At 57.4% G+C, this 11,894-nt stretch carries 10 protein-coding genes; 5 read left to right on the top strand and 5 right to left on the bottom strand.

The window, feature by feature from the left end; translation table 11 throughout:
• Positions 1 to 43 precede the first annotated feature (43 nt).
• From yidC to rpmH, 4 genes are read right to left on the bottom strand one after another with little or no spacing between them, the layout of a single operon-like run.
• Positions 44 to 1,726, bottom strand: a complete 1,683-nt coding sequence (yidC, locus tag CKW26_RS18055; RefSeq protein ID WP_095049582.1) for a membrane protein insertase YidC — start codon at positions 1,724 to 1,726, stop codon at positions 44 to 46.
• Between the two features lie 2 nt (positions 1,727 to 1,728).
• Positions 1,729 to 1,974: a membrane protein insertion efficiency factor YidD gene (gene yidD, locus CKW26_RS18050; protein ID WP_010465488.1), complete on the bottom strand. Its 246-nt coding sequence runs from the start codon at positions 1,972 to 1,974 to the stop codon at positions 1,729 to 1,731.
• The gene (gene rnpA / locus CKW26_RS18045) at positions 1,967 to 2,368 is read right to left on the bottom strand and encodes a ribonuclease P protein component (RefSeq protein ID WP_016984072.1); all 402 of its coding nucleotides are present in this window, start codon (positions 2,366 to 2,368) and stop codon (positions 1,967 to 1,969) included. The genes yidD and rnpA overlap by 8 nt, the downstream gene beginning before the upstream one ends.
• A 16-nt stretch (positions 2,369 to 2,384) precedes the next feature.
• Positions 2,385 to 2,519 carry a 50S ribosomal protein L34 gene (gene rpmH / locus CKW26_RS18040; protein ID WP_003213577.1) on the bottom strand — a complete coding sequence of 45 codons (135 nt, stop codon included), beginning with the start codon at positions 2,517 to 2,519 and terminating at the stop codon, positions 2,385 to 2,387.
• Between the two features lie 566 nt (positions 2,520 to 3,085).
• On the opposite strand from rpmH, the gene dnaA reads away from it, so the two are divergent.
• From dnaA to gyrB, 4 genes are read left to right on the top strand one after another with little or no spacing between them, the layout of a single operon-like run.
• The gene (dnaA, locus tag CKW26_RS18035; protein WP_095049581.1) at positions 3,086 to 4,615 is read left to right on the top strand and encodes a chromosomal replication initiator protein DnaA; all 1,530 of its coding nucleotides are present in this window, start codon (positions 3,086 to 3,088) and stop codon (positions 4,613 to 4,615) included.
• A 39-nt stretch (positions 4,616 to 4,654) separates the two neighbouring features.
• Positions 4,655 to 5,758, top strand: a complete 1,104-nt coding sequence (dnaN, locus tag CKW26_RS18030) for a DNA polymerase III subunit beta (protein WP_007911887.1) — start codon at positions 4,655 to 4,657, stop codon at positions 5,756 to 5,758.
• A gap of 14 nt (positions 5,759 to 5,772) precedes the next feature.
• A complete protein-coding gene (gene recF / locus CKW26_RS18025; protein WP_095049580.1) occupies positions 5,773 to 6,876 on the top strand; it encodes a DNA replication/repair protein RecF in 1,104 nt (367 codons plus the stop codon).
• 5 nt (positions 6,877 to 6,881) lie between these two features.
• Positions 6,882 to 9,299: a DNA topoisomerase (ATP-hydrolyzing) subunit B gene (gene gyrB, locus CKW26_RS18020; protein ID WP_093429549.1), complete on the top strand. Its 2,418-nt coding sequence runs from the start codon at positions 6,882 to 6,884 to the stop codon at positions 9,297 to 9,299.
• A 134-nt stretch (positions 9,300 to 9,433) separates the two neighbouring features.
• On the opposite strand, the gene CKW26_RS18015 is transcribed toward gyrB, so the two are convergent.
• The gene (locus CKW26_RS18015) at positions 9,434 to 10,153 is read right to left on the bottom strand and encodes a response regulator transcription factor (RefSeq protein ID WP_034152192.1); all 720 of its coding nucleotides are present in this window, start codon (positions 10,151 to 10,153) and stop codon (positions 9,434 to 9,436) included.
• Between the two features lie 169 nt (positions 10,154 to 10,322).
• Here CKW26_RS18015 and CKW26_RS18010 point away from each other — a divergent pair, with 169 nt between their 5' ends.
• Positions 10,323 to 11,855 carry a HAMP domain-containing sensor histidine kinase gene (locus CKW26_RS18010; RefSeq protein ID WP_095049579.1) on the top strand — a complete coding sequence of 511 codons (1,533 nt, stop codon included), beginning with the start codon at positions 10,323 to 10,325 and terminating at the stop codon, positions 11,853 to 11,855.
• The last annotated feature ends 39 nt before the right edge of the window (positions 11,856 to 11,894 follow it).

Genomic DNA, 11,894 nt, shown 5'->3' with positions numbered 1-11,894 from the left:
CCCCACTAGGGGGCGTTTTGAGTGGTGTTATCCACAGTGCAAGTTACGCCTCGGCTTTTTTCGTCGCCGCTTCGATCTTACGCGTGATGTACCACTGTTGTGCAATCGACAGGCAGTTGTTCACAACCCAGTACAGCACCAGACCAGCAGGGAACCACAGGAAGAAGAAGGTGAAGATGATTGGCATCATTTTCATGACCTTCGCCTGCATCGGATCCGGCGGAGTCGGGTTCAGCTGCTGCTGGATGAACATGGTTGCGCCCATGATGATCGGCAGAATGAAGAACGGATCCTTGATCGACAGGTCAGTGATCCACAGCATGAACGGCGCCTGGCGCATTTCCACGCTTTCCAGCAGAACCCAGTACAGCGAAAGGAAAACCGGCATCTGTACGAGGATCGGCAGGCAGCCGCCCAGCGGGTTGATCTTCTCTTTCTTGTACAGCTCCATCATGGCTTGCGACATTTTCTGCCGGTCATCGCCATGTTGCTCTTTCAGAGCAGCCAGTTTCGGCGCGACAGCACGCATGCGCGCCATCGATTTGTAGCTGGCAGCCGACAGAGGGAAGAAAATACCCTTGATCAGCATGGTCAGGAAGATGATCGACCAGCCCCAGTTACCGACAATGGCGTGGATGTGTTGCAGCAGCCAGAAGATTGGCTGGGCAATGAACCACAGAATGCCGTAGTCGACGGTCAGTTCCAGACCTGGGGACAACTCTTTCAATACAGCCTGGCTTTTCGGACCGGCGTACAGCACAGCGCTGGTTTCAACTTTGGCACCCGGAGCAGCGGTCAGTGTAGGACCGGTGTAGCCGATGATGTAGTTGCCTTTGCTGTCTTTACGGGTCTGGACGATGTTGTTTTCGCCCTTGGCCGGAATCCACGCGGTCACGAAGTAGTGTTGCAGCCAGGCTACCCAGCCACCGGTGACGGTTTCTTTCAACTGCGCCTTGTCCATGTCTTTCATGGACACTTTCTTGTACGGCTCCGAACTTGTCCACAGGGCGGCGCCCAGGTAAGTCGCGGTGCCAGTAGCAGTAGTGGACGAAGGATCAGCGCTGTTATCACGCTTCAACTGAGCAAACATTGCGCCGTTCCAGGGCTGAGCGCTCTGGTTATCCACAATGTAGGAAACGGCTACGTCATACAGGCCGCGTTTCAGGGTGAAACGCTTGATGTAATTGACGCCGTCCTTGCTGAACTTCAGGTCGACGACCAGTTGGTCCTGACCGTCAGCCAGTTGATAAGTCTTCTTCTCCGAAGAGTAGACCGGACGACCGGCCGGATTTGCATCCGGGCCATTGGTGCCGATCAGACCGCTTTGGGCCAGATAAACACGTTCGCCGCCGTTATCGAACAGCTGGAACGGTACATCAGGACGATCCTGACGACGTGGATACAAAGGCAAGGTCAGTTGAGCAACATCACCACCTTGTGGATCGATCGCGAGATCGAGCACGTCGGTTTTGATCTGGATCAGATCCTTGCTGGCGGCTACCGGAGTTTCGGCAGGTGCACTGGTATCGCTAGCGGCGCGCGGAATATCGTCACTGGCGGCAGCATTATTGCCAGTGGCGGTGTCCGGCAAACCGGATGTAGTCGTACTGGAAGCAACATTCTGAGTCGGCAGGGCAGCCTGGCCATAGTCCTGGTTCCATTTAAGAACCATAACGTAGGACACGATTGCCAGGGCGACGATCAGGATCGTGCGTTTGATATCCATGATTACTCGGCCATCGAAGAAGAACGGGAGGTAGGGATAGGTGGAACCGGGTCATAACCACCGGGATTCCACGGATGACAGCGACCTAAACGACGAAAGGTCAGCCAGCCACCGCGCAGAAGGCCATGATTTTCGATGGCTTCATACGCGTAGCAGGAACAACTGGGGTAGAAACGACAGTGGCTGGCCATCAAAGGACTAATGGCATAGCGATAAAACTGGATCGGAACGAGGGCCAGTTTACGCATCGGTACTGTCTACCCCTACAGTTTCGGTTTTGACTTCTGGAACTGGCTTGCTGCGTGCCAGACGCTTCCAGAGCTTGCCGAAATGCTGAATCAATTCGGGGTTTTCTACATCGCCCAGACCTTTGCGCGCGACGATAACGATATCCCAGCCGACCAGTGAATCCTGGTGCAGACGAAATGATTCGCGCATCAAACGTTTGAGGCGATTGCGCTCAACGGAGAGCTTTACGCTCTTTTTCCCGATAACCAGCCCGAGACGGGGGTGATCAAGATCGTTGTTGCGTGCAAGGAGCAGGAGATTTTTCCCCGGAACCTTGCCGGTAGGGGAGTCAAAGACTGCCTTGAAATGCCGGGGAGTAAGCAGACGCTTTTCCCGACTGAAGTCCTGACTCACCTCCAGTACCGGATTATCAAACTGCCAGACGCGCACGACCTTTGGCGCGGCGACGCGACAGGACAGCACGGCCGTTCTTGGTAGCCATGCGAGCACGGAAACCGTGGGTACGGGCGCGTTTGATAGTGCTTGGTTGGAAAGTACGTTTCATGTCGTGTTACCTGGTTCGTCCACAACGGGCCGGAATGGCCCCCGTTTTAAGAGACCGGGGATTCTAGAGAAAGCAAGCCTTCAGGTCAATTTCCAACCAGCGTTTCCTTATAAATAGATATCTAGGTGTTCTTTGCCTGATCACCTGCTTGCCATACATAAAAATAAAGAAGGGAATTATTTAAAGCTTTTCTGTAAAGCTTATAAAAGCTAGGCACACCTTCTTCTGTGGATAAGTAGCATTAGGCCTTGTCTGACGTGATGTACAGAGAATGACAACTACAGTGGAAAACCGTGTTCAGCCTGTGCTGCGCTGTCGGATAACCTGTGTGTGGAATGGCCTGTTATCCACAGGCAGGTTATCCACCGAGTTCAACCCCCAGTTGTCCAGTGCCCTTAGAGGCGGTTATCCACAGAGCTTATTCACACACCGTTGGTCGCCTTTTTCCGATTTAACGCATTGATAAATCATGGTCACCGGGCAACCTGCATGTGGATAAGTGGACGGCTCGCCGCTACAATGGCCGCTTGTTTTTGCCTCACCGGCTTTCAACTTAGGGGATATCCGTGTCAGTGGAACTTTGGCAGCAGTGCGTGGAGCTTTTGCGCGAGGAGCTGCCTGCCCAACAATTCAACACCTGGATCCGTCCACTACAGGTCGAAGCCGAAGGCGACGAGTTGCGCGTCTACGCACCGAACCGTTTTGTGCTGGACTGGGTCAACGAAAAGTACCTGGGCCGCGTCCTTGAACTGCTGGATGAGCATGGCAACGGCATGGCGCCGGCGCTTTCCTTATTAATAGGCAGCAAACGCAGTTCCGCTCCGCGTGCCGCACCGAATGCGCCGCTTGCAGCCGCGCAGGTTTCCCAGCAGGCCCAGGCAAATGCCACGCCTGTGAGTACGCAGGCACCGACGCAGACGCCCGCACCGACGGCCAAGCGCTCGACGCAGAAAAGTCCTGAAGTCAGCGATGAACCGTCTCGCGACAGTTTCGATCCGATGTCCGGTGCCGCTTCGCAGCAAGCCCCGGTTCGCGCCGAACAGCGCACCGTGCAGGTCGAAGGTGCGCTCAAGCACACCAGCTACCTGAACCGCACCTTCACCTTCGAAAACTTCGTCGAAGGTAAATCCAACCAGCTCGCCCGCGCGGCCGCCTGGCAAGTGGCGGACAACCCCAAGCACGGGTACAACCCGCTGTTCCTTTATGGTGGCGTCGGCCTGGGTAAGACCCACTTGATGCACGCGGTGGGTAACCATCTATTAAAGAAGAACCCGAATGCGAAGGTTGTGTACCTGCATTCCGAGCGCTTCGTGGCCGACATGGTCAAGGCACTGCAACTGAACGCGATCAACGAGTTCAAGCGTTTCTACCGTTCAGTGGATGCGTTGCTGATCGACGATATTCAGTTCTTCGCCCGCAAAGAGCGCTCGCAGGAAGAGTTTTTCCACACCTTCAACGCCCTGCTTGAAGGTGGCCAGCAGGTCATTCTCACCAGTGACCGCTACCCGAAAGAAATCGAAGGCCTTGAAGAACGCCTCAAATCCCGCTTCGGCTGGGGCCTGACGGTTGCCGTCGAGCCGCCGGAACTGGAAACCCGCGTGGCGATCTTGATGAAGAAGGCCGACCAGGCCAAAGTCGAGTTACCGCATGACGCCGCGTTCTTCATTGCCCAGCGCATTCGCTCCAACGTCCGTGAGCTGGAAGGTGCGCTGAAACGCGTGATCGCCCACTCGCACTTCATGGGCCGCGACATCACCATCGAGCTGATTCGCGAATCCCTGAAAGACTTGTTGGCGTTGCAGGACAAACTGGTCTCTGTGGATAACATTCAGCGCACCGTCGCCGAGTACTACAAGATCAAGATCTCGGATCTGCTGTCCAAGCGCCGTTCGCGCTCGGTGGCTCGTCCGCGTCAGGTCGCCATGGCCTTGTCCAAGGAACTGACCAACCACAGCCTGCCGGAAATCGGCGATGTGTTCGGCGGCCGCGACCACACCACGGTGTTGCACGCCTGCCGCAAGATCAACGAACTTAAGGAATCCGACGCGGACATCCGCGAGGACTACAAGAACCTGCTGCGTACACTGACCACTTGATGAACACCAGCGCAGCTTATTAAGGCAAGGGACTAGACCATGCATTTCACCATTCAACGCGAAGCCCTGTTGAAACCCCTGCAACTGGTCGCAGGCGTCGTCGAGCGCCGACAGACCTTGCCGGTACTCTCCAACGTGCTGCTGGTTGTCGAAGGCCAGCAACTGTCGCTGACCGGTACCGACCTCGAGGTCGAGCTGGTCGGTCGTGTGCAACTTGAAGAGCCGGCTGAAACAGGTTCCATCACCGTGCCTGCGCGCAAGCTGATGGATATCTGCAAAAGCCTGCCCAACGACGCGCTGATCGACATCAAGGTCGACGAGCAGAAGCTGGTGGTGAAGGCAGGCCGCAGCCGCTTCACCCTGTCGACTCTGCCGGCCAACGATTTCCCGACCGTTGAAGAAGGTCCGGGCTCGCTGACTTGCAGTCTTGAACAAAGCAAACTGCGTCGCCTGATCGAACGCACCAGCTTCGCCATGGCCCAGCAGGACGTGCGTTATTACCTCAACGGCATGCTGCTGGAAGTGTCCGAAGGCATCATCCGCGCTGTGGCCACCGACGGTCACCGTCTGGCCATGTGCTCGATGAAGGCCGATATCGGCCAGCCGGATCGCCATCAGGTGATCGTGCCGCGCAAAGGTATTCTGGAACTGGCGCGTCTGCTCACCGAGCCGGACGGCAATGTCAGCATCGTGCTGGGTCAACATCACATCCGCGCCACTACCGGCGAATTCACCTTCACCTCGAAACTGGTTGACGGCAAGTTCCCGGACTATGAGCGCGTTCTGCCAAAGGGCGGCGACAAGCTGGTGTTGGGCGATCGCCAGGCCTTGCGTGAAGCGTTCAGCCGTACCGCGATTCTGTCCAACGAGAAGTACCGTGGTATCCGTCTGCAACTGGCCAGCGGTCAGTTGAAGATCCAGGCCAACAACCCGGAGCAGGAAGAAGCGGAAGAAGAAGTGGGCGTTGAATACAACGGCGGCTCCCTGGAAATCGGCTTCAACGTGAGCTATTTGCTCGACGTGCTGGGCGTGATGACCACCGAGCAGGTTCGTCTGATCCTGTCCGACTCCAACAGCAGTGCACTGGTGCAAGAGTCCGACAACGACGATTCGGCTTACGTTGTCATGCCGATGCGTCTGTAATCAGCTGACCCTGGATGTCCTTAAGTCGTGTTTCGGTCACCGCGGTGCGCAATCTGCACCCGGTGACCTTCTCCCCCTCCTCCCGCATCAACATTCTTTACGGCGCCAACGGCAGCGGCAAAACCAGTGTTCTGGAAGCCATTCATCTGCTGGGGCTTGCCCGTTCGTTTCGTAGCACGCGGCTGTTACCTGTCATTCAGTACGAGCAACTCGCCTGCACCGTGTTCGGTCAGGTCGAATTGGCTGAGGGTGGGCACAGTGCGTTGGGGATCTCGCGCGATCGTCAGGGCGAGTTCCAGATCCGCATCGACGGCCAGAACGCCCGCAGTGCTGCGCAACTGGCGGAGATCCTGCCGCTGCAGTTGATCAACCCCGACAGCTTCCGCTTGCTTGAAGGTGCGCCGAAGATTCGTCGACAGTTTCTCGACTGGGGCGTGTTCCACGTCGAGCCGCGCTTTATGGCCACCTGGCAGCGGTTGCAGAAGGCCCTGCGCCAGAGAAACTCTTGGCTGCGACATGGTACACTTGACGCCGTTTCGCAAGCGGTTTGGGACAGGGAACTGTGCCAGGCCAGCGCTGAAATCGATGAATACCGCCGCGCCTACATCAAAGCCTTGAAACCAGTCTTTGAACAAACCTTGAGCGAACTGGTTGAGCTTGAAGGTTTGACGCTCAGCTATTACCGAGGCTGGGACAAAGACCGGGAATTGAGCGCCGTACTGGCTGGATCCGTGCAACGGGATCAGCAAATGGGTCATACCCAGGCCGGACCGCAACGGGCTGATTTGCGTCTTAGATTGGGCGCTCACAACGCCGCGGACATCTTGTCCCGGGGTCAGCAGAAGTTAGTGGTCTGTGCACTACGGATTGCCCAAGGGCATTTGGTCAGCCAGGCCCGTCGCGGTCAGTGTATTTATCTGGTGGATGACTTGCCGTCCGAGCTGGACGAGGGCCACCGTCGCGCGCTGTGCCGCTTGCTGGAAGACTTACGCTGCCAGGTATTTATCACCTGTGTAGATCACGAATTATTGAGGGAAGGCTGGCAGACGGAAACGCCAGTCGCTCTGTTCCACGTGGAACAGGGCCGTATCACCCAGACCCACGACCATCGGGAGTGAAGGCATTGAGCGAAGAAAATACGTACGACTCAACGAGCATTAAAGTGCTGAAAGGCCTGGATGCCGTACGCAAACGTCCCGGTATGTACATTGGTGACACCGACGATGGCAGCGGTCTGCACCACATGGTGTTCGAGGTGGTCGACAACTCGATCGACGAAGCCCTCGCCGGCCACTGCGATGACATCAGCATCATTATCCACCCGGATGAGTCCATCACCGTTAAAGACAACGGCCGTGGCATCCCGGTAGACGTGCACAAAGAGGAAGGCGTTTCCGCCGCCGAGGTCATCATGACCGTCCTCCACGCTGGCGGTAAGTTCGACGACAACTCCTACAAAGTATCCGGCGGTCTGCACGGTGTAGGTGTGTCGGTAGTGAACGCACTGTCCGAGGAGCTGGTACTGACTGTTCGCCGCAGCGGCAAGATCTGGGAACAGACCTACGTCCACGGCGTACCTCAGGCTCCGATGGCCATCGTTGGCGACAGCGAAACCACCGGTACCCAGATCCACTTCAAGGCTTCCAGCGAAACCTTCAAGAACATTCACTTCAGCTGGGACATCCTGGCCAAGCGCATTCGTGAACTGTCCTTCCTCAACTCCGGTGTCGGCATCGTCCTCAAGGATGAGCGCAGCGGCAAGGAAGAGCTGTTCAAGTACGAAGGCGGCCTGCGTGCGTTCGTTGAATACCTGAACACCAACAAGACTGCGGTCAACCAGGTGTTCCACTTCAACATCCAGCGTGAAGACGGCATCGGCGTGGAAATCGCCCTGCAGTGGAACGACAGCTTCAACGAGAACCTGTTGTGCTTCACCAACAACATTCCGCAGCGCGACGGCGGTACCCACCTGGTGGGCTTCCGTTCCGCTCTGACGCGTAACCTGAACAACTACATCGAGCAGGAAGGTCTGGCGAAGAAGCACAAAGTCGCCACCACCGGCGACGATGCCCGTGAAGGCCTGACCGCGATCATCTCGGTAAAAGTGCCGGATCCGAAGTTCAGCTCGCAGACCAAAGACAAACTGGTGTCTTCCGAAGTGAAGACTGCGGTCGAGCAGGAGATGGGCAAGTACTTCTCCGACTTCCTCCTGGAAAACCCGAACGAAGCCAAGCTGGTCGTCGGCAAGATGATCGACGCCGCCCGTGCCCGCGAAGCGGCGCGCAAGGCCCGTGAGATGACCCGCCGCAAAGGCGCGCTGGACATCGCCGGTCTGCCGGGCAAGCTCGCTGACTGCCAGGAAAAAGACCCGGCGCTGTCCGAACTGTATCTCGTGGAAGGTGACTCCGCGGGCGGCTCTGCCAAGCAGGGACGTAACCGCAAGACCCAGGCGATCCTGCCGTTGAAGGGCAAGATCCTCAACGTCGAGAAAGCGCGTTTCGACAAGATGATCTCTTCCCAGGAAGTGGGCACCTTGATCACCGCACTGGGCTGCGGCATCGGTCGCGACGAATACAACATCGACAAGCTGCGTTATCACAACATCATCATCATGACCGATGCTGACGTCGACGGTTCGCACATCCGTACCCTGCTGCTGACCTTCTTCTTCCGTCAGTTGCCGGAGCTGATCGAGCGTGGCTACATCTACATCGCCCAGCCGCCGCTGTACAAGGTCAAGAAAGGCAAGCAAGAGCAATACATCAAAGACGACGACGCCATGGAAGAGTACATGACGCAGTCGGCTCTGGAAGATGCGAGCCTGCACCTGAACGAAGAGGCCCCGGGCATTTCCGGTGAAGCTTTGGAGCGTCTGGTAAACGACTTCCGCATGGTGATGAAGACCCTCAAGCGTCTGTCGCGCCTGTACCCGCAAGAGCTGACCGAGCACTTCATCTACCTGCCGGCCGTGAGCCTGGAAATGCTTGGCGACCACGCCAAGATGCAGGACTGGCTGGCCCAGTACGAAGTCCGTCTGCGCACCGTCGAGAAGTCCGGTCTGGTCTACAAGGCCAGCCTGCGTGAAGACCGTGAACGTGGTGTGTGGCTGCCGGAGGTCGAACTGATCTCCCACGGCCTGTCGAACTACGTCACCTTCAACCGCGACTTTTTCGGCAGCAACGACTACAAAACCGTCGTCACCCTTGGCGCTCAACTGAGCACCCTGCTCGACGACGGCGCGTACATCCAGCGTGGCGAGCGCAAGAAGGCAGTCACCGAGTTCAAGGAAGCCCTCGACTGGCTGATGGCGGAAAGCACTAAGCGCCACACCATTCAGCGATACAAAGGTCTGGGCGAAATGAACCCGGATCAGCTGTGGGAAACCACCATGGACCCAAGCGTGCGCCGCATGCTGAAAGTCACCATCGAAGACGCCATTGGTGCAGACCAGATCTTCAACACCCTGATGGGTGATGCGGTCGAACCTCGCCGTGACTTCATCGAGAGCAATGCGCTGGCGGTTTCGAACCTGGATTTCTGATCCCGGTTTGCGTCAAACAAAAGGCCAACGCATTGCGTTGGCCTTTTTATTGGCAGATCAAAAGATCGCAGCCTACGGCAGCTCCTACAGAGATAGGTGTAGGAGCTGCCGTAGGCTGCGATCTTTTGCTCTTTTTACTCGGATGCTGCAGACACACTCTCCAACCGATACCCATACCCATAAATCGTCAGCAACTGCCACCCTCGATCCGCCGTCAGCCCGAGCTTGTTCCGCAACCGGTAGATATGAGTATCCAACGGTCGCGATGATGCCATCTCCTCATGTGGCCAAAACCGCTCATACAGATAATCCCGCGACAACGGCCGGCCCAGATTGCTGAACAGACACCGCGCCAGTCGATACTCGCGTTCGGTCATGACGATGGGTTTTCCCTCGCGGGTAACAGTCAGTTCGGCGTCATCGAAGGTCAGGTCGTTGAAGCTCAGCACTTCCGTCGCCGCCGCACGTTGCTGGCTATGCCGACGCAACACCGCAGCCACACGCGCTTTCAGTTCATTCGGCCGGAATGGCTTGCTGACGTAATCATCAGCCCCGGCATTCAACGCCTGGACGATATCGCTTTCGCCATCGCGGCTGGTCAGCATGATCGCCGCTGGTGGCGCTTCCATGTGTTCGCGGGTCCAGCGCAGCAGGGCCAGGCCGGTGAGGTCGGGCAGTTGCCAGTCGAGGATCAGCAGGTCGAAGGTTTCCCGGCGTAGCTGTCGCAACAGGTCTTCGCCACGCTCGAAGCTGTGCAGTGACCACGGCTGTTCGCCGGCATCGGCCATTTGCTGCAGGGTTTGCTCGACCCGGCGCAGTTCGGCGGGTTCGTCGTCCAATATCGCAACGCGCATACGCGGTGGTTCCTTGTTGCTTGGGCAGTTGGGCGTCAACCATAGTCGCTTGGTCATCACCTTGAAAGTAAGCGGCCCGCCGTTGGTCGACGTCCGCTATGATTCTTCGAGTCTACGTCTCAGACCTGTGACCTATGAAAGCATTCATCCTGCCCTGCCCTTTTTCCCCATGAATAATCAGCGCCGGCGCGAAAGCCGTGAGCCAAGTCAGGTGCAGCGACTGTTTCGACAGTTGGTGCGTGAATGGTTGTGGATAAGTCTAGTGCTGTTGCCGCTGACTGCGCTGCTGTCTTATCGCGCGCAGATCAACCTGCACGATGCGCATCCGGCGATGGGCGCATTATTGTCGGTCGTTTGGGTGGCAGGCAGTCTAGGGCTGCTGTTATGGCGCCCGCGCTGGGCGCTTTGGGTCACGTTGATCGGCATGGCGTGCGCACTGCTGGCCAGTACGGGTCTGGCAGAAATGCGCCATTGGTGGTCGCCGACGCCGGCAGTGCTGGGCATGTTGTTCGGTTATCTGATCTGGAACTGGCGGCGCCTGAGTGTGGTGCTGACCTATTTCGGTTGGGAACTGGCGCGGCTGGACAGTGAACCGAAGGTGTTCCCCGAGCGCCGTCGTTCGCAATTTACTGGCGCCGATCGCTTGCAGGGCCAGATCATGGCGCTTGAACAGGCCATGAGCCGTACCCGCGATACGCGGCGGTTCATCGCCGATGGCCTGGAATACCTGCCCGTCGCCACGCTGATCAGCGATCCCAAAGGGCAGATCCTGCTGGGTAATCGCAAAGCTCGTCAGCTCTTCGATAACAATCTGGTAGGTGACGACGTTCTCGATCAACTGGCTCGACTCGGTTATCCGGAGTTGTCCACAGAGCAACGGCCGCCACTGTCGGCCATGCCGCTGCTGGAGTTTCGCGATTACAAGGAACGCAGCTTGCGGCTGGAGCGTGCGGCTTTACTGCCGGTGGATGGAGACACGCCGATCGGTTGGCTGCTCAGCCTCACGGACCTTAGCGCCGAACGTGCCGCCGAGGAGCAACGCAGCGTGTTACTGCGGTTTCTGTCCCACGACCTGCGCGCACCCCATTCGGCGATTCTTGCGCTGCTGGACGTTCACCGCCATCAGGCCGGGGCGGATTCACCGTTGTTCGAGCAAATCGAACGCCAGGTACGTCGCGCTCTGGACCTGACCGATGGATTTGTTCTGTTGGCGAGGGCCGAATCCGAGGCTTATCAGTTTCAACCGACGCTGTTCGCGATGCTGGTGCTGGACGTGCTGGATCAAGCGTTGCCCATCGCCCAGCAGAAACGTATCGAGCTGCTGCATGACATGGATGAAGAGTCGCAGGAACGTCTGATCAATGCTGATCAGGGCTTGCTGACCCGCGCGCTGTTCAACCTCCTGGAGAACGCGATCAAGTACAGCCCGGCAGATACCACTATCACCCTGCGCGTCAGTTGCCGTGAGGAATGGTTGCACTGTGAATTGATCGATCAAGGCAAGGGCATCGCCGCTGATGAATTGCCCGACCTGTTCAGTCAATACCGACGTTTTTCTTCCGCACAGGGCATCGACGGCGTGGGCCTCGGCTTATCGATGGTCAAAGCGGTATTCGATCATCACGGCGGCAAAATTGAATGCCGCAGCGTGGTTGATCAAGGCACCACCTTCCTGCTTGAGTTACCGCTGATCCCCGAATGATCAGGCACAAAAAAACCGGCTATATCAGCCGGTTTTTTT

This window comes from Pseudomonas sp. Irchel s3h9 (assembly GCF_900187475.1).
Classification (GTDB): domain Bacteria; phylum Pseudomonadota; class Gammaproteobacteria; order Pseudomonadales; family Pseudomonadaceae; genus Aquipseudomonas; species Aquipseudomonas neuropathica.
This window is presented reverse-complemented; position numbering and strand designations above follow the sequence as displayed.